Source organism: Pectobacterium atrosepticum (assembly GCF_000740965.1).
Taxonomy (GTDB): Bacteria; Pseudomonadota; Gammaproteobacteria; order Enterobacterales; family Enterobacteriaceae; genus Pectobacterium; species Pectobacterium atrosepticum.
In genome coordinates this window covers 1895180-1917011 of sequence record NZ_CP009125.1, presented here as the reverse complement: position 1 = coordinate 1917011, position 21832 = coordinate 1895180, and the positions used below count along the sequence as shown (strand labels likewise).

General features: G+C 51.0%; 18 protein-coding genes. 8 read left to right on the top strand and 10 right to left on the bottom strand.

Annotated features, from left to right (window positions below):
• Nucleotides 1-38: 38 nt before the first annotated feature.
• From gsiD to GZ59_RS08305, 4 genes are all read right to left on the bottom strand, one after another.
• Nucleotides 39-944: a glutathione ABC transporter permease GsiD gene (gene gsiD, locus GZ59_RS08320; RefSeq protein WP_011094366.1), complete on the bottom strand. Its 906-nt coding sequence runs from the start codon at nucleotides 942-944 to the stop codon at nucleotides 39-41.
• Nucleotides 945-953: 9 nt separating this feature from the next.
• Nucleotides 954-1874, bottom strand: a complete 921-nt coding sequence (gsiC, locus tag GZ59_RS08315; RefSeq protein ID WP_011094367.1) for a glutathione ABC transporter permease GsiC — start codon at nucleotides 1872-1874, stop codon at nucleotides 954-956.
• 109 nt (nucleotides 1875-1983) lie between these two features.
• A complete protein-coding gene (gsiB, locus tag GZ59_RS08310) occupies nucleotides 1984-3528 on the bottom strand; it encodes a glutathione ABC transporter substrate-binding protein GsiB (protein WP_011094368.1) in 1545 nt (514 codons plus the stop codon).
• Nucleotides 3529-3553: 25 nt separating this feature from the next.
• Nucleotides 3554-5455, bottom strand: coding sequence for a dipeptide ABC transporter ATP-binding protein (locus GZ59_RS08305; RefSeq protein ID WP_011094369.1), 1902 nt, complete (start codon nucleotides 5453-5455; stop codon nucleotides 3554-3556).
• 476 nt (nucleotides 5456-5931) lie between these two features.
• On the opposite strand from GZ59_RS08305, the gene moeA reads away from it, so the two are divergent.
• The 3 genes from moeA to GZ59_RS08290 all read left to right on the top strand — a co-directional run bounded on the left by moeA (nucleotide 5932) and on the right by GZ59_RS08290 (nucleotide 8628).
• The gene (moeA, locus tag GZ59_RS08300) at nucleotides 5932-7167 is read left to right on the top strand and encodes a molybdopterin molybdotransferase MoeA (RefSeq protein WP_011094370.1); all 1236 of its coding nucleotides are present in this window, start codon (nucleotides 5932-5934) and stop codon (nucleotides 7165-7167) included.
• Between the two features lie 2 nt (nucleotides 7168-7169).
• The gene (moeB, locus tag GZ59_RS08295; protein WP_011094371.1) at nucleotides 7170-7922 is read left to right on the top strand and encodes a molybdopterin-synthase adenylyltransferase MoeB; all 753 of its coding nucleotides are present in this window, start codon (nucleotides 7170-7172) and stop codon (nucleotides 7920-7922) included.
• 106 nt (nucleotides 7923-8028) lie between these two features.
• Nucleotides 8029-8628, top strand: a complete 600-nt coding sequence (locus GZ59_RS08290; protein WP_011094372.1) for a nitroreductase family protein — start codon at nucleotides 8029-8031, stop codon at nucleotides 8626-8628.
• A 64-nt stretch (nucleotides 8629-8692) separates the two neighbouring features.
• Here the strand turns inward: GZ59_RS08290 and GZ59_RS08285 are convergent, their stop codons facing one another.
• Nucleotides 8693-9616 carry a lipid kinase gene (locus tag GZ59_RS08285; protein ID WP_011094373.1) on the bottom strand — a complete coding sequence of 308 codons (924 nt, stop codon included), beginning with the start codon at nucleotides 9614-9616 and terminating at the stop codon, nucleotides 8693-8695.
• Nucleotides 9617-9891: 275 nt separating this feature from the next.
• Between GZ59_RS08285 and GZ59_RS08280 the strand changes: the two genes are divergently transcribed.
• Nucleotides 9892-11364 (top strand): sensor domain-containing diguanylate cyclase, encoded by a 1473-nt coding sequence (locus tag GZ59_RS08280; RefSeq protein ID WP_011094374.1) that lies wholly within the window; start codon nucleotides 9892-9894, stop codon nucleotides 11362-11364.
• 123 nt (nucleotides 11365-11487) lie between these two features.
• Here GZ59_RS08280 and GZ59_RS08275 read toward each other — a convergent pair whose 3' ends face one another.
• Complete coding sequence (locus GZ59_RS08275) at nucleotides 11488-12228, bottom strand: GntR family transcriptional regulator (RefSeq protein WP_039291170.1); 741 nt, start codon at nucleotides 12226-12228, stop codon at nucleotides 11488-11490.
• A 227-nt stretch (nucleotides 12229-12455) separates the two neighbouring features.
• Here GZ59_RS08275 and pcaB point away from each other — a divergent pair, with 227 nt between their 5' ends.
• Together pcaB and GZ59_RS08265 are read left to right on the top strand one after the other, a co-directional pair.
• On the top strand, nucleotides 12456-13805 hold the full coding sequence (gene pcaB, locus GZ59_RS08270) for a 3-carboxy-cis,cis-muconate cycloisomerase (RefSeq protein WP_011094376.1): 1350 nt from the start codon (nucleotides 12456-12458) through the stop codon (nucleotides 13803-13805).
• A 146-nt stretch (nucleotides 13806-13951) separates the two neighbouring features.
• Nucleotides 13952-15373: a DASS family sodium-coupled anion symporter gene (locus tag GZ59_RS08265; protein WP_039291168.1), complete on the top strand. Its 1422-nt coding sequence runs from the start codon at nucleotides 13952-13954 to the stop codon at nucleotides 15371-15373.
• 90 nt (nucleotides 15374-15463) lie between these two features.
• On the opposite strand, the gene GZ59_RS22800 is transcribed toward GZ59_RS08265, so the two are convergent.
• The 3 genes from GZ59_RS22800 to GZ59_RS22795 form a co-directional block, all read right to left on the bottom strand.
• Complete coding sequence (locus GZ59_RS22800) at nucleotides 15464-15631, bottom strand: YqaE/Pmp3 family membrane protein (RefSeq protein WP_010280855.1); 168 nt, start codon at nucleotides 15629-15631, stop codon at nucleotides 15464-15466.
• A 200-nt stretch (nucleotides 15632-15831) separates the two neighbouring features.
• Nucleotides 15832-17841, bottom strand: coding sequence for a TonB-dependent copper receptor (locus GZ59_RS08255; RefSeq protein ID WP_039291166.1), 2010 nt, complete (start codon nucleotides 17839-17841; stop codon nucleotides 15832-15834).
• Between the two features lie 107 nt (nucleotides 17842-17948).
• Nucleotides 17949-18398: a DUF2946 domain-containing protein gene (locus GZ59_RS22795; protein ID WP_071598447.1), complete on the bottom strand. Its 450-nt coding sequence runs from the start codon at nucleotides 18396-18398 to the stop codon at nucleotides 17949-17951.
• A gap of 417 nt (nucleotides 18399-18815) precedes the next feature.
• On the opposite strand from GZ59_RS22795, the gene GZ59_RS08250 reads away from it, so the two are divergent.
• Nucleotides 18816-19034: a KTSC domain-containing protein gene (locus tag GZ59_RS08250; RefSeq protein WP_011094380.1), complete on the top strand. Its 219-nt coding sequence runs from the start codon at nucleotides 18816-18818 to the stop codon at nucleotides 19032-19034.
• Nucleotides 19035-19377: 343 nt separating this feature from the next.
• On the opposite strand, the gene GZ59_RS08245 is transcribed toward GZ59_RS08250, so the two are convergent.
• A complete protein-coding gene (locus tag GZ59_RS08245) occupies nucleotides 19378-20325 on the bottom strand; it encodes a LysR family transcriptional regulator (protein ID WP_039291164.1) in 948 nt (315 codons plus the stop codon).
• A 111-nt stretch (nucleotides 20326-20436) separates the two neighbouring features.
• On the opposite strand from GZ59_RS08245, the gene GZ59_RS08240 reads away from it, so the two are divergent.
• Complete coding sequence (locus tag GZ59_RS08240) at nucleotides 20437-21465, top strand: subclass B3 metallo-beta-lactamase CAR-1 (RefSeq protein ID WP_011094382.1); 1029 nt, start codon at nucleotides 20437-20439, stop codon at nucleotides 21463-21465.
• The last annotated feature ends 367 nt before the right edge of the window (nucleotides 21466-21832 follow it).

Here is a 21832-nt window from a genome sequence, read left to right as displayed (position 1 = left end):
CTGAAAAGCGCGGCACTCGTTGTCGCGCTTTTTTTTACTCAGCTTTTCAATTTCGGGTCGAGCGCATCGCGCAGGCCGTCCCCCAATAAATTAAACGCCAATACCGTCAGAAAGATCGCCAGACTGGGGAATATCGCAACATGCGGTGCAATCACCATGTCCGATCGCGCTTCGTTCAGCATCGCTCCCCACTCGGGCATCGGTGGCTGCGCGCCCAGCCCTAAAAATGACAGGCTAGCTGCGGTGATGATCGACATTCCAATCCGCATTGAGAAAAACACCACAATAGAAGATACCGAACCGGGCAGAATATGACGAAAGAGAATTGTCCAGTCGTTGGCACCCATGCTGCGGGCAGATTCGATATAGGTAAGCTGCTTCAGCACCAGCGTATTTCCCCGCACCAGACGGGCGAAAGCCGGGATGCTGAAAATCGCAACAGCGACAACCACATTTGCCATACCGCTGCCCATAATCGCCACAACAGCAATCGCCAGCAAAATGCCGGGAAAGGCAAACAGCACATCGCATATACGCATGATGATTCGGTCTGCCCACCCTTCGTAGTAGCCCGCCAGCAGACCCAATGTCGTACCGATCATCATCCCCACCAGCACCGAGAAAATACCCGCTGCCAGCGAAATACGCGTCCCCATCAGGATCCGACTGAAAATATCACGCCCTAATGAATCCACGCCCAGCCAGTGTGCCGACGAGGGGCCTTCATTCAGTCGATCATAATCAAAATAGTTCTCGGCATCGTAGGGCATCAGATATTGAGCCCAAAAAGCGATGGCAATAAGCAGCAGCACAAACAAGCCAGCAGCGACCGCGACGTGCTGCCGAAGAAAACGCCGCCAGAATTCACGCCACGGCGTACGAACGGATTTATCCCTAATGACAGGGAGCGTCGCCAGCATAGCTTTACGTCGCCAGTGTCTCATTCCCTTTCCTTATTTATAACGAATGGCTGGATTAATCGCGGCATACAGCATATCGACCAGCAAATTAATCAGAATAAACTCCAGCGAAAACAGTAACACTTCCGCCTGAATCACCGGATAGTCACGCATCTCAACCGAATCAACCAGCAACCGCCCCAGCCCCGGCCAGTTGAACACCTTCTCCACGACGATGGAGCCACCGAGCAAAAAGCCAAATTGCAGCCCCATCATGGTGACCACTGGAATCAGCGCATTACGCAGCCCGTGTTTCAGCACAACCAGCGATTCGCGCACGCCTTTTGCCCGCGCCGTACGCATATAATCTTCCTGCAGTACATCAACAAACGACGCACGGGTGAAACGCGCCATCACCGCCGCTACCGCCGCACCTAACGTCAGCGAAGGCAAGATGTAGTGCAGCCAGGTATCCGCTCCCACTGTCGGCAGCCAGCCTAATTCAACGGAAAAAATCTGCATTAACAGCATGCCAAGCGCAAACGCAGGGAAAGAGAGGCCGGATACCGCCAGCGTCATCCCGATTCTGTCCGGCCAGCCATTACGCCACACGGCGGACACGATGCCGATCGCCATGCCAAAAATTACCGCCCACGCCATGCTGCAAACCGTGAGCCAAAACGTTGGCATAAAGCGCAAGGCGATCTCTTGCGTGACAGGCCGTTTCGACACCATCGACGTTCCCAAATCCCCTTGCAGAATATTGGTCAAGAAGTGCCAGAACTGGTGCGGCAGCGGCTTATCCAAGCCCAAATCCTGACGTACCATTTCGATCACAGCCGCATCCGCTTCCCGTCCGGCCGCTAAACGCGCCGGATCGCCGGGCAGCAGATGAACGAACAGGAACACCAGCACCATAACGATCAGGAGCGTGGGGATCAGCCCCAGTAACCGTTTAATAAAATAATTCAGCATGAACGGTTTTCCACATACATGTGTCAGGCTCTCCTATAAGTAGACGCGTGTTGACCACAGCGGGTAGCCTAACGGCCACCCGACTCCCTGGTCATTCTTGTGCGGTGAGTTATTCCGTCAGATCGGCATCCTCAAAACTGAACAAGGTATCTGGCATGACGTAGAAACCCGTCAGTTTCTTGCTATTAGCCGACACCAAACGCTCTGTCGCCAGGAAAATCCACGGCGCATCAGCCCAGATTTTATCCTGCGCATCCTTGTACAGTGTCTGCTTTTCCGCTCGATCCGTCGTTTTCAGCGCATTAGCCAAGTCCGTATCAACTTGCGGGTTGCTGTAAAACGCCGTATTGAATTGTGCTGGTGGCCATGAGGCCGTAGCAAACAGCGGCGATAGCGCCCAATCTGCCTCGCCCGTCGATGCCGACCAGCCAGTGTAAAACAGACGAACGCCCGTTTCTTTAACGCCCTTACCTTCCACTTCAGCAGCGCGTTGCCCCGCATCCATCGCTGTCACCTGCACTTTCACTCCAACCTGTGCAAGCTGCTGCTGCGTGAACTGCAAGACTTTCTGCGCCGTACTGTGGTTATGTGACGACCAAAGCGTGGTGGTAAAACCATTCGGGTAGCCCGCTTCCTTCAGCAGCTCGCGCGCCTTGGCCGGATCGTAAGGCCATGGATGATATTTTACCGAATAATCGATGCTATTCGGCAGTGGCCCTTCGGCTGGCGTCGCATAGCCGGAGAACGCCACTTTGATCAACGCGTCTTTGTTAATCGCGTAGTTCAGCGCCTGCCGAACTTTCGGATTATCAAACGGTTTCTGCGTAACGTTCATGCTGATGTAGCGATGCAGAATCGACGGTGACGCCACCAGCGCCAGCTTGTCATTCTTCTCCAATACCTTGGCCTGCTCAAACGGTATCGGATAAGCAAACTGCGCTTCCCCCGTTTGCAGCAGTGCCGCACGCGTATTGTTATCCACCACCGGACGCCAGGTAATGCTGTCTAACTTAGGTAACCCGGCTTTCCAGTAACCGCTGAATTTCTCAACTTTGACAAAATCGGTCTGATTCCAGGCCACAAAACGATACGGGCCGGTGCCTACCGGATGGAAGCCAATCTCCTTGCCGTACTGCGTTAATGCCGCAGGCGAGATCATCACCGCGGCTGGGTGCGCCAGATTGTTAACAAACGCCGAGAACGGCGTCTTCAGCGTGATTTTCACCGTCAGATCGTCCACTGCTTCGGTTTTGTCGATCATCTTGAACAGGTTATACCGCTTCAAACGATTGTCTGGATTACTGGCGCGATCCAGATTCACTTTAACGGCAGCGGCGTTAAACGCCGACCCATCGTGAAACTTAACGCCAGGATGCAATTTGACGGTGTACGTCAGGCCATCTGAGCTGATGTCATAGCTGTCCGCCAGCACGTTGATCAGCTTCATGTCTTTATCGAAGCCAAACAACCCCTGATAGAATGATTTCGCCACCGTTTGCGATAGCGAGTCGTTGGCATCATAGGGATCCAGGCTGGTAAACGTGGAACCCACGGCAATAACCGCATCTTTGGCAGCCCAAACGGGTGATGCCACCATTGCTGCAGTTACCCCTGCGGCCACTAACCAGCGCCGCTGTATCGTCATTACGCTCATGCTACGTTCTCCTTATGAATCCCTGTCAATAAGCACCTGCAATCGGGTGGTGCGCCACAAAGTGTCGCTTGCCAACCTGAACCAGAGGCGCCGTTGTCGGCTCATCGCCAATCGCCCGAATCGGGCTGGGTATTTCATCAACCAACAATACCTGCTCACGCTGGCGGCGTGAGGGATCGGCAACCGGAACGGCCGACATCAGCTTGCGGGTATAGGGGTGCTGGGGTCGTTCGAATACGTCTTGACGCGGGCCGATCTCGACAATCTGCCCCATATACATCACCGCCACGCGATGACTGATGCGTTCGACCACCGCCATATCATGTGAAATAAACAAAAATGCGATGCCAAACTCACGTTGCAGTTCCAGCATCAGATTGATGATTTGCGCCTGAATCGACACGTCCAGCGCCGATACTGCTTCATCCGCAATGACGACCTTGGGGTTCAGCGCGAGCGCTCTGGCGATGCAAACACGCTGACGCTGACCACCAGAAAACTCATGCGGATAGCGCCGAGCGTGTTCCGGCTCCAACCCTACGCGTGACAACAGCCACGCCACGCGTTTCTCCGCTTCCTGTCGGCGGCAAACATTGTGTACCAACAGCGGTTCCATAATCGAGAATCCAACCGTCAGACGGGGATCCAATGAGGCGTACGGATCCTGGAAAATCAGTTGAATATCACGCCGCAGATGCTGTAACGCCGCGCCTTTCAACTGATGGATACGCTGGCCATCAAAGGTAATGTCGCCCTTCTGACTTTCAACCAGTTGGAGCAACGCACGGCCAGTGGTTGACTTGCCACATCCCGATTCCCCCACCAGCGAGAGCGTTTCGCCCGGCCAGAGATCGAAGCTGACTTTTTCTACCGCATGCACCTGCCGGGTTACGCGGTTCAGTAAACCGCTGCGAATCGGAAAGCGCGTCACCAGATTACTCACTTGCAAGATTGGCTCCGCATGTGCAGGAACAGTATCCTGCGGCACGTTGTCCACAATGCGTGCCGTGTTTTGATCCAGCAGCGGAAATTTTGCTGGAAACGGTTGTCCGCGCATCGATCCTAACGCCGGTACCGCCGCTAAAAGCCCCTGTGTATATGGGTGCTGCGGCGCAGCAAAAATCTGCCCCACGCTTGCCGCTTCGACGCTTTCTCCACGGTGCATCACTAATACACGTTCAGCCACTTCCGCCACCACGCCCATGTCATGGGTGATGAAAATCACGGCCATGTCCATTTCTCGTTGGAGCACACGGATAAGTTGCAGAATTTGCGCCTGAATAGTGACATCCAGCGCAGTTGTCGGTTCATCGGCAATCAGCAGCGACGGTTTGCAGGAAAGCGCCATCGCAATCATGACCCGCTGGCGCATTCCGCCAGAAAGCTGGTGGGGATAGCGATCCAGCACGTTGCGCGCTTCCGGTATTCTGACCAGATCAAGCATACGCAACGTCTCTGCACGCGCGGCACGCCTGTCCATTCTCTGATGCAAACGAATCGACTCGGCTATCTGTTCACCAACGGGGAAAACCGGATTCAGCGACGTCATCGGCTCCTGAAAAATCATCGCCAAATCCGCACCACGCAGCGTTCGCATCACCCGCTGGCGGGCACCACGAAGATCTAGCACCTGCCCATCACGACGACGGAATAGCATATCACCTTGATGAATCACCCCACCGGCATGTTCGACCAGACGCATCAACGCCAGCGATGTGACAGATTTGCCCGATCCCGACTCCCCGACGATAGCCAGCGTTTCGCCCCGATCGACAGAGAACGTCAAATTACGTACCGCATCCGTCCGCTGCCCTTGCTGCTCGAAATAGACACTCAGGTTGCGCACCTCCACCACCCGTTTTTCAGGCAACATCAGCCCCGGGACAGGGGAAGACAACGAGGAATAATGATCCTGTGTGGGCGACATGAACGGCGAATCTCCATATAAATGCGGCTGGAATCAGCGCAGCGCGATCAGGGACAAATTATCAGCGGTTTTCGACTATATTTAGCGCAAGGTATGATGTAAAGCAGAAACTGAAATCAACACAGTGAAAAATTCTTTTTATAACATTAAGTTAACCACTAGATAGACGCGCCATCATGCGTGAACTCTCACGCAGATACACTCACATTTACCCGAAATGGTTCACGTTGTGGACAAAAGACGGCTGTTTTTAACCATCCGTCGGTTGCTTAGTACCTAACCGGGGTCCACACGTCAAAAGCCGCATTCCTTGACCTGCATACATTCACCCACGTTACGAACTCTGACATAATTAATATTGGCATAGGAAACCGATTTTCGCCCGTAAACAACGCGTCGGCGAAACACGATTCTTATTGATGTAATCAGTCGTATTGATGAAACAAACTGTATTGATGAAAAACGGTGGAGTGAAGATGGAAAGCGTTAACTCAGGTTTACTGACTCTTGAACAAGCTCTGGAAAATATGTTTGCTCAGGTTCCTTCCCTTACCGAGACAGAGCGCGTATCCCTGTTCGACGCCGCAGGACGGATCACCGCCCATGCTATCGCCTCTCCGATCAACGTCCCGCCTTTCGCCAATTCCGCGATGGATGGCTATGCCGTACGCTACGCTGATTTGTCCGCTGCCGCACCGTTGCCATTGGCGGGTAAAGCATTCGCGGGCGCACCCTTCACGGGCGAATGGCCTGCCGGAACCTGCATTCGTATCATGACCGGTGCACCGATTCCCGCAGGCGCAGACACGGTGATCATGCAGGAACAGGCTGAAGTCAGCGAGGACGGTATTCGTTTCTCCCATGAGGTAAAACTCGGCCAGAATATTCGTCTGCCAGGAGAAGACATTCAGGCGGGTGCCAGCGTGCTGCCCGCCGGTTGCAAGCTGGGCGCGGCGGAACTGCCGCTGCTGGCTTCACTGGGGATTGCGCAGATTGACGTGGTGCGCCGTCTGAAAGTCGCGGTGTTTTCAACCGGTGATGAACTGCAACGCGTCGGCGAGCCGCTGGAAGACGGCCAAATTTATGACACCAACCGTTTCGCCGTGCGTTTGATGCTGGAACAATTGGGCTGCGACGTGCACGATCTGGGCATCATCCGCGACGACCCAGACGCACTGCGTGCCGCATTCCATGAAGCAGACCAGCTTGCCGATCTGGTCATTAGCAGCGGCGGCGTTTCCGTTGGCGAAGCAGATTACACCAAGCAAATACTGGATGAACTGGGTGACATCCATTTCTGGAAGCTGGCGATCAAACCCGGTAAACCTTTCGCCTTCGGCAAGTTACACCACGCCTGGTTCTGCGGTCTGCCGGGGAATCCGGTTTCTGCGGCACTAACGTTCTATCAGTTGGTTCAGCCGCTGCTGGCTCGCCTGTCTGGCTATACACAATGGCACCAGCCACAACGTGTACGCGTCAAAACCACCAGCGCACTGAAAAAAACGCCGGGACGCACCGATTTTCAGCGCGGCATTTTCAGCCGCAACGCGCAGGGAGAGCTGGAAGTGAGAACCACTGGGCATCAGGGTTCGCACGTTTTCAGCTCTTTCAGCCTCGGTAACTGTTTCATCGTGCTTGAGCAGGATCGTGGGCGCGTTGCCGCTGGCGAATGGGTAGAAATCGAACCTTTCAACGCGCTGCTGGGACACTGAGTATGTTGCCGGAACTGAGCGATGAAGAAATGCTGCGCTACAATCGACAGATTGTACTGCGCGGCTTTGATTTTGACGGGCAGGAAAAACTCAAGGCTTCACGCCTGCTGATTGTCGGGCTAGGCGGACTGGGCTGTGCCGCCGCTCAGTATCTGACTGCGGCGGGCGTAGGCCATTTGACGCTGCTGGATTTTGATACCGTCTCTCTGTCTAACCTACAACGTCAGGTTCTGCACCGCGATAACCGTATCGGGATGGCAAAAGTCGAATCGGCGCGTCTGACGTTATCCGACATGAACCCGCATATTTCGTTTGATACGGTTGATAGCGATCTCGATGACGACGCATTGAGCGAGCTGGTCAGCCAGCACGATGCGGTGTTGGACTGTACCGACAACGTTGCTATCCGTAATCGCCTGAACCGTATTGGCTTTCAGCTCAAAAAGCCGCTGATCTCCGGTGCAGCAATTCGGATGGAAGGCCAAATCAGCGTCTTTACCTATCAGCCCGATGAGCCTTGCTACCATTGTCTCAGCCGCCTATTCGGAGCCAATGCGCTGACCTGCGTCGAAGCGGGTGTGATGTCGCCGCTGGTGGGGACGATCGGGAGCTTGCAGGCGATGGAAGCCATTAAGCTGCTAACGGGCTATGGCAAGCTGACCACCGGTCGTTTGCTGATGTTCGATGCGATGACGCTGCAATTTCGCGAAATTACGCTGCCGAAAAATCCCCGCTGCGACGTCTGCGGCGGGTAAAGCAGAAAGTGGAAAGATTGGCATCCGGCACGATAAGTCATTGAACACAGGAAAAATCAGTGACACAGTATCAAGGTAAGTCATCATGTAAACTGAGGAACACACCATGAGTAATGCTTTTTTGCAGTCAATCAAGGCCCGTCGTTCAATCTATGCCATCGGCGATAAACTTCCGATATCAGAAGATCAGGTTACCGCCCTCATTACCGAAGCCGTTAATGAAAGCCCCTCCTCTTTTAATTCACAAACTTCTCGCGTTGTCATTCTGTTCGGCGAGCAGCACCACAAACTGTGGGATATTGTTAAACAGCAACTGAAGAAAATTGTGCCTGCGGACGCTTTTGCCCCGACAGAAGGCAAACTGGCTTCGTTTGCCGCCGGTGCGGGAACCGTCCTGTTCTTTGAAGACACCAGCGTAATTGAAGCGCTACAGGAAAAGTTCGCGCTTTATGCCGATAACTTCCCGGTTTGGTCAGAACATTCAACGGGTATCGCCCAGTTCGCCGTATGGTCGACGCTGGCGCAGGAAAAAATTGGTGCCTCACTCCAGCACTACAACCCGCTGATCGACAATGATGTCAAAGCACAGTGGGATCTGCCTGCCAGTTGGAAACTGCGTGCTCAAATGCCATTCGGTTCCGTTGAGCAACCCGCTGGTGAGAAAACCTACATTGCCTTTGAAGAACGTTTCCGCGTATTTAAATAATCCACTGAATCATTCTTTATGAACAAACAGGGACGCTGCACGGTGTCCCTGTTTTGTTTACGCTCTATCCATTATCACCATGCACCGGCGGCGCAAAAACCTGAATCGCCTTTTCTCTGATCCCAAACACCGCTGGCGTTTTGCCGATTAACTCGCCGTCCGCATTAATATCGTGTGGCCTTGAGGTACTCAGCGTCAGTTGTTTGGCGGAAAAAGCGCGGACTTTACGCCAGCGACCGTGCGTCCCCCGTCGGATAAAGGGGATGAGCGCCACTATTTCCCACCAGTGGGAAACCTCCAGACTATACACATCCAGCCGGCCATCATCGGGCGCGGCACTCTGTGCTACCGCCATGCCACCGCCGTAGAAACGCCCGTTGCCCACCGATACCTGCACGGTTTTAACCCGCTCTTTGATGCCGTCATGCTCGATCTCAACGCGGAAAGGACGACTTTGTTTCAGCAGCTTAAAGGCCGCCAGCGCATAGCCTAATGTGCCCCAGCGCTTTTTGGACTTGGCCGACAGCCCGCGCGCCAGTGCCGCAGAAAAACCGATGCTGGAGACATTAAAGAACAGATGTCCGTTAACGTCCCCCAAATCAACCGCACGCCGCTGGCCGCTGACAATAATCTGAATGGCCTGCCGAATATCTCTGGGAATCCCCACCGTACGAGCAAAGTCATTTGCCGTTCCTAATGGCAGCACGCCCAGCGGCAATCCGGTATCGACCAGACCGGGAGCCGCTGAATTTAACGTGCCATCGCCACCGCCGACAATGACGAAATCAACCCGATCCGCATAGGCACGTATAATATCGCTGTATGAGCCCGTGTCTTTTTCATCTGGCTCGACGAGGGTAATCTGGCTTTGCTGTAATAACTGCTTCACATCGCGAGCAGAGGAATCACCATTCCGCGCATGCTTATTAATCAATAAAAGCGCTGTTGGGCCTGATTCCTTCGCTGCTGAATAATGGCTCATGGTCATCTACCCGACATTATTGTTTGCTTGAATCTAACCATAGGGATGATCAAACCAACAAGAGAGCTTTAACAAGCCCACAATACAATACAAAACATTACGTTCCGGCAATCTGCTCTAATACTTCCACAATGTAACCACTATACTGAACCCTACGAGTCAGCGATTCATTTACCCTACGATGCTACATCGTCAGTCCAGTAAAATGTTGCACCACCATTTTTAGGTGAAAGCAGAGGGTTATTCACCTATCTCATCAATGATTCTCTGGGGAGATTATTTTGCAGACTGGATTCATCAATAACTCACGCTGGCTTGATAAAACACGCGCAATCATAATCCTCGGCACTATGCTGCTCGCGGCATTCCTGGTGATTAGCTGGACCAGTTATGAAGTGGCTAAAGAATCATTAGAAGAAGAAATCGAAGAGAATACTCTGCCGCTGACCAGTGATAACGTCTATTCTGAAATCCAGCAAGACTTATTAAAGCCTATCTTTATTTCGTCGCTGATGGCGCACGACACCTTCCTACGTGACTGGGTGCTGAAGGACGAAAGCGATCCGCAAGCCATGTTTCGCTACCTGCGAGAAATCGATCGTCGCTTCGATACCGTATTTTCTTTCTTCATTTCGGATAAAACCAAGCGCTACTACGATCCTCAGCGCATCCTGAAAACCGTCTCAGAGGATTCACCAGACGATCAATGGTATTTCCAACACCGAACGCTATCAGACGAGATGCCTTACGTTGTCGATCTCCGTGTCGATCCTGAAAAACGTACTCGTTTGGACATCTTCATCAACCATAAAGTCATGGATTATGAAGACAATTTTATTGGCATTACCGGCGTGGGTATCCCGGTTGAGCGGGTTAAACATCTTATTGAAAAATACGAACAGCGCTATAATCGGACCATCTATTTTATTGATAAAGAAGGTAATATTACCTTACATGGGGAAACGTATAACCGCCCCCTCAAGATTCAACAACAGCAGGGAATGAACCGGATCGCGACCACGGTTTTGACCTCCCCCGGTGGCGCTTATGAATATCAGTCAAAGGGGGAACATATTTTCCTCAACACCCGACTAATCCCTGAATTTGGCTGGTATTTGATGGTAGAGCAAACCAGTCACCCCAGTGAAAAACGGCTGTTCGCCACGTTGCTAAAAAATCTAGGCATCAGTACGTTCGTCAGCGCCCTTTTCCTACTTCTGCTGTGGTTGACCATTGGCGGATATCAACGCCGTCTGGAACAAATGGCCACGACCGACAAATTAACAGGCCTCATGAACCGGCAAGCGTTTGATTATTTATTCCGCCGTCTCGGGACGAAAAATGCCTTACAACACAAGTCACTCTCCATTCTTCTCATTGATATTGACCACTTCAAAAAAATTAATGACAAGTATGGCCATAACGTTGGGGATCTGGTTTTACAAGAAGTTTCCGCCATATTGTCGACCAACACCCGCTCCAGCGATCAATCTTGTCGTTGGGGAGGTGAAGAGTTCGTCATTCTACTCGACGATTGCGATATCAACGCCGCGCAACAGCGCGCCGAAGCGCTACGCCACAGTATTGAAATAGCGCACCTTCCCTACCGTGAAGGGATCATTCAGGTGACGGTCAGTTGCGGCGTCGCTGAATATCGGGATGGTGAGACACTCAGTATGCTGATTAACCGCGCCGATATCGCGCTTTATCAGGCCAAACAGCAGGGTCGCAATCAGGTAATGCGGGCAATATAGTAACCAGAATAATAACGACAGGGACAATATCAACAAGAACAAATCAACAAGCGTGGTGCCTGCATTATGCATGCAGGCTCATGTAGACAGGAAGCGAGCAGGCTTCAATAAGGTACAAGCGGATTACGTTCGGTTTCCCGTTTGGCGTTTAAGCGTAATGGAGCAGGTATATCGGTCTGCTGGATGGATCGATACCGTGGTTTCAAAAACGTTTCCCGAGCGGTCAAGATAATGGCGTACGATTTTTAATGCTGGGTAGCCTACGTCAACGCCCAGCGTTTTCGCTATTTTGGCCGGAACACCAACGGCAGAGATCGTCTGGCGCACTTCTTCCCCTTGCACGCCATAATGCTTTTCAATCAAATCGCTAATCAACGCAAATGGATCGCTGCGTACCAGACTTTTGACCTTGGCATAATCCGGGCTAACGTAGCTATCAGTCCAGCATATCGGGGAGTCCTTTTTCTGGCTGTCTTCACGAATACTGGCAATATGCAACCAACGATCGCCCGGCTTGCCGCCAATAATCTTTGCCAGCTCAACATCCGCCACGACTTCATCAATCTTCTTCACTACGCGCAGGTTGGTTTTTGCCAACACAAACAGATCCTCAAGGCTAGCCAGAGGATGGTTACGTTCCCGCTTTTCATCATTATCGACAACAACGGAACCCACGCCCTTGCGACGGGATAGCAAACCCGCCTCTGTTAGATCGCGCAGCGCCTCCCTGACGGTATGGCGGCTAACCTGATACTGCTCACAGAGCTCCAGCTCGGAGGGAATCAACGAGCCAGTTGGGTACTGGCCTAGCGTTATATTCTGGCTGAGTTCACGGGCAATGCGCTTATACAAAGGTTCTTTCATCGGCTCACGCTCTTAATCAAGATTGATGCCCTGCATCACAAAATAACATTTCACTGCTTCCCTAACTTGTCCGGACATGTTTTTATAAATACAACATGTCCGAACATTTGAACATGTCCGAACATTTAAACCTTCAGGCCATACCGCTCATCAGCGGTAAACACGCTTCATTTTATCGCGGATATGGTCTGCATCTTATCACCAATACATTCGCTTCAGGAGGCGTTATGGCTTCGAATGTGCTTGATTCAGTTCTATTCCGTGATTCATTTGGTACCCCAGCAATGCGGGCAATCTTCGATGACCGAGAACTCGTCCGTAAGTATGTGGAAGTAGAGATCGCACTGGCCAATGCGCAAGCACGTTGTGGCGTGATTCCAGAAGAAGCTGCCGCAGAAATCACAGCCAGCTGTAACGCCGACACGCTCGATTTTGAGCTGCTGCGCCACGAAACAGAAATTGTGGGCTACCCTATCCTGCCGCTAGTACACCAGATTTCCAAGCAGGCCGGCCAATCTGGCGGCTATGTACACTGGGGCGCAACGACACAGGACATTATGGATACGGCCGTGGTGCTACAAATCCGTGATGCATTCGCGTTAATTGAAGCAGATATCGACGCACTACGTTCTATTTTAGCCAGACTGGCCGTGCGTTACCGCAATACGCCAATGGCTGGGCGTACCCATTTACAACAGGCGCTACCGATTACATTCGGCTACAAAGCGGCCATCTGGTTGGATATGTTCGATCGCCATGCCGAGCGCCTCGCACAGCTACGTCCTCGCGTGCTGGTGGGAGAGTTCGCGGGTGCAGCAGGGACACTCGCCTCATTGGGTGACAAAGGGCTCGCGGTGCAAAAAGCACTGATGGCAGAGCTTGGACTGGGTGTACCGACCTCAACCTGGCATGTGGCTCGTGATGGGTTTGCCGAAGCCGTCAACCTGCTAGCGGTAATCACCGGTTCATTAGGGAAAATTGGCTATGACGTCATGCTGATGGCCTCCAACGAATTCGGCGAACTGTATGAACCGTTTGTCAAAGGCCGTGGAGCCAGCAGCACCATGCCGCAAAAGCGTAACCCTATTTCCAGCGAACTGATGCTGGCCTGTTCCAAAGGCGTTCGTCAACAGGCTGGGTTAATGCTGGATGCGATGGTGCAAGATCTGGAACGCGCCACAGGCCCCTGGCATGCGGAGTGGATCGCCATCCCGGAAAGTTTCATTCTCTCCGCAGGCGCACTTCATCAAGCCAAGTTCATGCTAGACGGCCTCATTGTTGATGAGAAGATGATGCTGAAAAACCTCAATATGACCAACGGCCTGATTGTGGCAGAAGCTGTGATGATGGGGCTGGCACCGTATATTGGTCGTCAGGAAGCGCATGACATCGTCTACGATGCCTGCCGTATCGTAAATGAGAAAGGCGGCACGCTGGCCGATGTTCTCAATGCTATGCCAAGCGTCGCTAGCCGCCTCGATCCCAAATTAATCGAAGACCTGACCAACCCCGTCAACTATTTGGGGAGCGCCCCTGAAATGGTTGACCAGGTAGTAAATAAAATGGAAAGAAAATAGTCATCACCGGTAATTATCCGGTATCTCCCTAATTCACAAACTGAGATCGATATTCCCCAGACGCAAGATAATAACGCGTCTGGGTAGGCTCTCTGTTGCCGGGAACGATAACGGATAACCATTGCTTGCACGATTAAGGGGACGCTATGTCATCCGAATCATCCACCAAGAAAAAAATAGTCGCGGTTATTATTCCTCTCCTGCTGGGCCTAATTATCTGGTTTTCTCCGGTCCCTGATGGCCTTACGCCACAGGCATGGCATATGTTCGCGATTTTTGCCGCCACTATCGCAGCAATATTGACGCAGCCTCTGCCGTCGGGCGCGATTATGCTGCTTGTCCTTTGCATCACCATTTTCACGGGAACATTAACAGAAGCTAAAGCGCTGGCCGGTTTTTCCAGCGGCACCGTCTGGCTCATCTTTTGTGCCTATATCCTCTCACTGGGCTTTGTCACATCCGGCTTAGGAAAACGCATCGCCTACAAAATGCTGTCGCTATTCGGCGGAAGCAGTTTGGGGATCGCTTATTCACTGGGCGTCTCCGACCTGATCATGGCGCCCGCTATGCCATCCGTCACCGCACGTTCGGGCGGAATTATCTTTCCCATCGCGCGTTCAATTAATGAAGTATTAGGCTCAACACCCGGCGTTAGCGGTAAAAAGATCGGGGATTTTCTGATCATGGTCTGCTTTCAGTTTACGCCGATCACCGGCGCGATTTTTCTCACTGGCATGGCCGCCAATCCGCTGGTTGGCAGCCTAGCAAAAACCTCATTAGGCGTGGACATTACCTGGGGCGGCTGGTTTATTGCCGCTGTCGTACCTGCAATGTGCTGCTTCTGCCTCATGCCACTGCTGGTTTACAAAATTCTGAACCCGGAATTGAAAAAAACACCAGAAGCCAAGGAGATGGGACGCCGGTCACTGGTGGAATTGGGGAACATGAAATCGGCAGAGAAAAAAGTGGCGTTTGGTTTTGTGCTCGCGCTGCTCGGCTGGGGCACCAGCCTGATCACCGGTTTCTCTGCCACGTCCGTCGGGCTGGCATTAGTTGCCTACCTGTTCGTCACTCAGGCCGTCCAGTGGAAAGAGGTACTCAGCGATCGCGCGGCCTGGGATACAGTCATCTGGTTCAGCGTCATTATCAGCCTCGCCGCAGGGTTGTCTGACCTTGGCTTTATTAAGTGGATGACCGTCAAGCTGGGTAACTCCATACAGGGCTTCGGCGCGATGGAAACCTTCGTTATTCTCGGCATCCTCTATATCTATGTGCATTATCTGTTTGCTACCGCCTCTGGGCACGTCGCCGCGCTTTATGCGCCCTTCGCTGCCACCGCAATAGCCGCAGGCGCCCCGCCCATGATGGTTGCCATCTGTTTTGGGATTTTTAGCAACCTGATGTGGGGAAATACCGAATACGGCGGTGGCCCCGGCCCTATCTATTTTGCTCAGGGATATTTTGAACGGCACCGTTTCTATAAAATCAATTTCTGTATCGTCACGTTTAACGTCGCCCTGATTTTTATCGTCGGCTTAGTCTGGTGGAAACTGATTGGCTATTATTAATCGCCTGTCCTGTATGTTCGCAAAAAATAACGGGGAGGCATGTTGCCTCCCCGTTATTTCATCATGATCGTCGTTCAGTTTTTTCAGCCATTAAATTCCATCGTCTTTTGTCTGCACCCAAAACGCATGCACCAAACCGGGAAAATAACCCAACAGCGTCAGAATAATATTCAGAATAAACGCGCCACCAATTCCTTTCCCCAATAACACGCCCAACGGTGGTAAAAGAATAGTCAGTACAATGCGCCAAAATCCCATATCGACCTCCGTAACGTGATAATTACTTATGAAAATAGTTCAGCACTCGGGATTTGTCAGCATTCATCGAAATAATTGAGACTAATCTTCGCAGATAAAATGAAAGTGCGAGTTTCACGCAGCGTATCACTCCCTGAACCGCACTGTAATCCGTCAAAAAATGGCTACAGTGCGGTTTATCCATACGTTACAACGTTAAATTAGAAGGTAACATTCACCTTCGCCCAGTAGGTTCTACCCGGCTCGTTTACGGATGTGTTGGCTGAATAACCGAAACTGCTATTACCGGCAAGGTTGAGATGTTCACTGTAAGTGGTGTTAAACAAGTTATCGACACCCGTACTCAGTTTGACGTATTGGTTAACACGATACGCCGCATTAGCCGAGAAAATCGCAAAGCCGGGGCTATTATCAAAGTCTTTTCCGACAACGTTACCTTCGCTAATCGCCACCCTATTTTGCTGACTCACCAGACGCAGCAAACCCGTGCTACTCCAGTTACCTTTTTCCCACGATAATCCCAAGCGCGCTTCCAGCGGAGGAATTTGCGGCAGCGGCCGATGGTCATCCGTATTCTTCGCCCAGGAATACGCTAGGCTGGCGTCCGTTTTCCAGCTATCCGTTAATTTATAGCTGAATCCCGTTTCGCCTCCCATGATGGTCGCATTAACATTATCCGCCTCGCTGACCCTGGCATTCATCGGATCATAGCGGAACAGGATAAAATCATTAACCCGTCCCACATAGGCAGAGACCCAACTGTTCAGACGTTCGCCGCTGTACTGCGCGCCAATATCAAGCTGGGTCGTTTTCTCGGTTTTAACATGATCGAACGCACTCTGCGTTCTGCTCGGCCCATAGGTTGGCGAGAAAAGCTCCCAATAATCAGGAAAGCGCTCGGTGTAGCCAACGCCTGCGTACAGCATTACTGGGCTATCGGCCAGCGTATGCTCCACGCGGATAAAACCTGCTGGTAACGTATCGTGCCGTTCGCTCGCGCCAGTGCCCGTGTCATTCTCGACCTTGGTTTTATCCATGCGCGTTCCCCCTATGACCTTACTCTGCCCAGTGGCCTGCCAGGTAAGTTCGCTGAAGACACCATAGGTGTTAAATTGCGCATCTTTCTTCCAGCTATCATTCCTCCAACGGCGATGCGTATTCGTCTGCATGTCCGCCCCGCTTTTCAGCTCATAATCGGACCATATCCACGTTGCCATCATCCGTCCGCCAACCGTTTTTCTATCCAGTTGACTGGCCATTGGCATGCTCATCATCCCCATACCACCCGGTGAGCGCAGCGTGTAATTATCCATAACGTGATCGGCATAGTTGTAATACACACTCGCTTCAAGCTTATCGAATACGTTCCCTATATTGGATTTCTCGGCACGTAGACCCAAACTCTCACGCTTAAATTGCGAACCATCCATGCCACGCCCAGCGTAGCGCGCTTCTCCATCACCTTTGCCTGCGGTCAGCTCCAGCAGTGTGTCGCTGTCTGGCGTCCAGCCGAGCGCCACATCCGCATTCCATTTATCCCACTTTGATGCCACGCGTTTTCCATCACCCTCTTTGTAATCGCCCGACTGTGATTTATTACCAATGAGTCGAACATAGCCCTCTTCACTCCCGAAGCTGACATCAGCATTTTCATCATGACGATCGTTTGATGCAGCCAATACGCTGGCGTTGCCCTGTATTCCCGGTTTATCAAAACGCGGCTGTGTCCGCTCAAATCGCACGGTTCCCGCTGAATTTCCCGCGCCCCACAGCACGGTCTGCGGTCCTTTGGTAAAGGTTAACAGGTCATAGCTTTCGGGCGAGATGTACGAACTCGGTGCATCCATGCGTGACGGGCAGGCGCCCAACATCTCACCATTATTAGAAAGGATGCGTAGTCTCGATCCAAACATGCCCCGGAAAACAGGATCGCCATTGGTTCCACCGTTGCGTATTTGCGAGAACCCGGGAATGGTTTTCAGATAATCCGAGCCATCGCTGGCCGGTACTGGCTGTCGCGGGGTTTTCGGCGAGGTCACCAGCGTAAGAGGAGAAGTATCGGGGGCAGTCACCACCATCACGGCATCATCATTCAGCATAGCGTGAGAAGCGGAATGATCGTGATCGCCCTGTGCCATCACGGGTAAAGAGGATAGCGCCACCAGCACCAAAGAAGCGGCGGGCGTGTATACAAATTCAATTTTTTTCATCGTGTTGCCTTACGGTTTCTTATGCCATAACAACATGCGGCAGAACGCCTATGGAGGGATCGCCCGACCATAGGAAGTACGCCGACGGATGTCGTTATTAAAAGGATTCAAAGCAAAGAAACCGTCTCGGGAGGCGCACGGGCACGCTGTGGGCAATAGGGTCGGAATAACGTTGGGCAAACAAAATTAGGGGAATACGTCGGCCGGTGTGCGGATAATAGCAACCAGAGCAATGGCAATATGACAGAAAGAATGAACGGTAAATGCACAAGAAGCTGGCAGTATCCGCAGGCAATGTCCTCCATCGGCGAAAGACCGATGCTGGACATCATCAGATTATGCGGCGTACTGCCGCGATGACATGTCTCATGATCATCTACGCCATGGTGATGCTGAGATGCAGCAGGCATGTGATGGGCGGATACCTGACAGGCCGATAGCTGCACCAATGATCTTGAAATCAAGGGGGCAATAAACAGCATCATCATAGAAAAAATGGCTAGGCAGGCTGCTACTCGTTTAACGTTCACGCCGAATAATTCGCTAACGTACCCCATTGATAAGATGGTCGAAGTGTATCGCACCCGCCGCAGAATTGTCTCATTTGGCTGAGAATTACGCGAAGCCGCTCACGAGGCAACATCGTTATTTGTATACCAAACGAGCGCGATATTCATGCCCATCGTCACTGACTCAATGGCTGAGGCATAATTAAGCGTGTATGTGGGGCGATTTCGGTGTGGAACTCAACATCAAACCCTTTCCAGAAGAGTAAAGTCGGGTTAGCATTCATGGCAGCAGTCTGGAGGTTTAGGGCGTTTTTTGGCAAATACAAACCTAAACGTTCTTACTGCCGTTTTCTATTCTTTCACGCTAACCCGCGATGAACCATAAATAAGCATGATCGTCGACAATGCGTCATGCAGTAAATTTTTTATACTTTGATCTTATTTTACACAAGGGAGGAACAAGCATTGCAGCGACAGCAGGTTTCATCGTCACGAATTGATTCCATTGGGTATGACCCACAGACGCACACCCTTGAGATAGCGTTTCATAACAAAGATATCTATCAATATGTTGGCGTACCTGAATCTATCTACAAAAAGTTTATTTCTGACTCTGTCGTCTCTAAAGGTCGTTTCTTTGATGGCGTGATAAAAGATAAATTCTTATGCCGAAAAAACAAATAGATAAAAATCTAGTAACAGCAGTTTTGCTATTTATCGCCGTCTCTTAACGGCGATTAAAAGAGTGATTTTCTGTAACATTAATCTGCCATATCACCCGCCAACCCGCCTTCCAACATCTCAACTAATCATGTGAATCAAATATATCTGTAGATGTATCTTCACGATAACATCCCTTCATACTATATGGTTATATATCCTGTCGAACGAAGAAGAGTGCATATGATCACATCGGACATTCAAGGAGTTAATGCTCTATTTACCCAAGCCAGCAACTCGTTTAATTACAGATGCGGTCGTGGATGTGCATCTGTAGTCTATCGAATGCCTATTCTAACGCTATACATTAGGCTGTCAGTGATCGAGACACGGCTCGCCTCTTAGTGCCATCAGCGTTGTCGCTTGCCAAATCATCAAGCAAAAAATCCAGTAACGTCCGTGTGCTGGTCGGTAAATATTTACGTGAGCTGTATAACGCATAGACACCCAGTTCCGGCAATAAATAGTCCGTCAAAACGCGAACCAGTGCGCCGGTGCGAAGATAAGGATCTGCCGTAAAAGCGGGTAAATGAACGATACCCCCGCCCGCCAGCGCAGCATGCAAAAGCACCATACTATCATTCGCGGCAAAGTTGCCCGTGACATCCACTTCATCCATCACCAAATTTTCCCCCTTAGCCGACGGGCGCTGAAAACGCCAGACGTTGCCAAAACGCGTGTGGTGCAAGCAGTTGTGTTGCCTGAGATCGTCTGGCCGTTGGGGCGTTCCATTACGTGCCAGATAATCGGGTGCAGCACAAACGACAGAAGCACATCGGGTCAGTTGGCGTGAAATCACACTCGGATCGAGCTTGTTACCAACATGAATAGCCAGATCAATCCGCTGTTCCACCAGATTAATTGATGCATCCTTCAACACCATTTCAATAGCAACCTTGGGGTATTGGGAAGCATAGCGCCTCATCGCATCGGCCAGATAGGATTGACCGAATGAGATACTGCTCGCAACCCGAATCAAGCCGTTAGGCTCTTGGCTCTTACTCTCAAGGGCCGCACCAATATCATCATTTAGAGCTAAAATTTGTCGGCAATAGGACAAAATTTCGCTCCCAGCACTGGTCAGCCCCAAACTGCGACTGGAACGATGCAATAACCGAACGCCAAATGATTTCTCCAATGATGCGATATACCGCGTAGCCATGGCCCGCGAGATATCCAGTTTGTTCGCTGCGGCAGTGAGACTTCCTAACTCAACCACATCAACAAATACCTGCATGGCAACAAAGCGATCCATAAGCCCTCATATTGTCCGAAATATGCAACGTTAGTTTGCATTACTTCGTATTTATTCATCCGATTTCTGCAACTATAGTCTGGGTTTTACTATCCAGACAAGAGATAAAGAATGAAAAACCAACGTCTTACGCCCCTAGCAGCTTTCTTACTTTTAATCAGTGTGGCTGCTACGGCTCACACTCTCCCATCACAAGGTACAGAAACAAAAGGTGCAGAAACAAATAGTCCCGCCATCACCTCACTGACAGGGTGCGGTCCATCCTCAGCTATCAACCAATTTTTCAACCAATTTGGAAGCAGCGGTAAAATGCCTGCCGAACTTGGACGTTGGCTGAATGATGCAAAGGCCCAGGCCGTCGAACCCTATCAGGTATTTGACAATGTTTATTATGTCGGCATTTGTTGGGTCTCAGCCTGGCTCATCAAAACCAGCGAAGGCCCAGTACTAATAGATACGCTGTATGGAGAATTTACAGACCAGCTTATGGATAACATTAAAAAAATCGGCGTCGAGCCATCAGATATCAAAATGGTACTGCTAACACACGGACATTTTGATCATGTAGGCGGCGTATCTAAACTCAAGTCGTTAACCAACGCACGTTTTGTCATGTCTGAGGAAGGATGGAAGGAAGCGCAGGCTGATGCAAAAAAAACACTGGGGAAACCTAGCGCATGGGCAATGCCTGACCCAGCCACCACAGATATCTTGGTGAAAGACGGCGATGCGTTGACGGTGGGTGATACTACATTTCATGCCTACATTACCCCAGGCCACACTTGGGGCACCACATCTTATGTGCTTGATGTCAAAGAGAGGAATAACACCTATCACGCGATTACTATTGGCGGATTAGGATTAAATGCTATAGACGGTCCGCAACAGGTTGAGGCCTACATCCGAAGCATAGACCGTATTAAGGTGATGGTGGAAGATTCTAAGCACCCCATTACAGTCCATCTCACCGCGCATCCTTTTAGTAACGGTCAAATTGAAATGCAAAATCAACTAAAAGTACATCAGCCTGACCAACCACACCCCATGGTAGATGCAAAAGGGCTCCTCAAACAGTTGGCGACACTCCGCGCAGGAGCAATAGAACGACTGGCCGTTGAACAGGCACGGATTCAAAAATAGACGTTCTGATGAGGGATAAAGACCTTTATATTCAGGGGCTATTAGCAGAAAAATAGTCAATATCAGGACACTTGACCATCGGCAGTGACAGACTGATACAACTGTAAAATGCTGTTCGTTCTAGTGAACTGGTGGTCAAAATAGTGCATATCTAGCACTGACAAAAAAATCATATTAGGAAAGGGATTTTCAGGCATAAAAAAACCACCTTGCGGTGGCGTATAATATTATATAACTAATTGTTTTTATTAGCTTAAATCAATGGTGCCGGGGCGGGACTTGAAAAACAAACCCATCTTATTGAAAATAAAGACACATCATAAGTGAACATAGACGATATATCCTCATTTGTATACTCAGTCTTTTT

What these genes read in the sequence shown, in the direction of transcription:
- gsiD (WP_011094366.1), bottom strand. Translation starts at nt 944, where the DNA reads ATGAGACACTGGCGACGTAAAGCTATGCTGGCGACGCTCCCTGTCATT.
- gsiC (WP_011094367.1), bottom strand. Translation starts at nt 1,874, where the DNA reads ATGCTGAATTATTTTATTAAACGGTTACTGGGGCTGATCCCCACGCTC.
- gsiB (WP_011094368.1), bottom strand. Translation starts at nt 3,528, where the DNA reads ATGAGCGTAATGACGATACAGCGGCGCTGGTTAGTGGCCGCAGGGGTA.
- GZ59_RS08305 (WP_011094369.1), bottom strand. Translation starts at nt 5,455, where the DNA reads ATGTCGCCCACACAGGATCATTATTCCTCGTTGTCTTCCCCTGTCCCG.
- moeA (WP_011094370.1), top strand. Translation starts at nt 5,932, where the DNA reads ATGGAAAGCGTTAACTCAGGTTTACTGACTCTTGAACAAGCTCTGGAA.
- moeB (WP_011094371.1), top strand. Translation starts at nt 7,170, where the DNA reads ATGTTGCCGGAACTGAGCGATGAAGAAATGCTGCGCTACAATCGACAG.
- GZ59_RS08290 (WP_011094372.1), top strand. Translation starts at nt 8,029, where the DNA reads ATGAGTAATGCTTTTTTGCAGTCAATCAAGGCCCGTCGTTCAATCTAT.
- GZ59_RS08285 (WP_011094373.1), bottom strand. Translation starts at nt 9,616, where the DNA reads ATGACCATGAGCCATTATTCAGCAGCGAAGGAATCAGGCCCAACAGCG.
- GZ59_RS08275 (WP_039291170.1), bottom strand. Translation starts at nt 12,228, where the DNA reads ATGAAAGAACCTTTGTATAAGCGCATTGCCCGTGAACTCAGCCAGAAT.
- pcaB (WP_011094376.1), top strand. Translation starts at nt 12,456, where the DNA reads ATGGCTTCGAATGTGCTTGATTCAGTTCTATTCCGTGATTCATTTGGT.
- GZ59_RS08265 (WP_039291168.1), top strand. Translation starts at nt 13,952, where the DNA reads ATGTCATCCGAATCATCCACCAAGAAAAAAATAGTCGCGGTTATTATT.
- GZ59_RS22800 (WP_010280855.1), bottom strand. Translation starts at nt 15,631, where the DNA reads ATGGGATTTTGGCGCATTGTACTGACTATTCTTTTACCACCGTTGGGC.
- GZ59_RS08255 (WP_039291166.1), bottom strand. Translation starts at nt 17,841, where the DNA reads ATGAAAAAAATTGAATTTGTATACACGCCCGCCGCTTCTTTGGTGCTG.
- GZ59_RS22795 (WP_071598447.1), bottom strand. Translation starts at nt 18,398, where the DNA reads ATGGGGTACGTTAGCGAATTATTCGGCGTGAACGTTAAACGAGTAGCA.
- GZ59_RS08245 (WP_039291164.1), bottom strand. Translation starts at nt 20,325, where the DNA reads ATGGATCGCTTTGTTGCCATGCAGGTATTTGTTGATGTGGTTGAGTTA.
- GZ59_RS08240 (WP_011094382.1), top strand. Translation starts at nt 20,437, where the DNA reads ATGAAAAACCAACGTCTTACGCCCCTAGCAGCTTTCTTACTTTTAATC.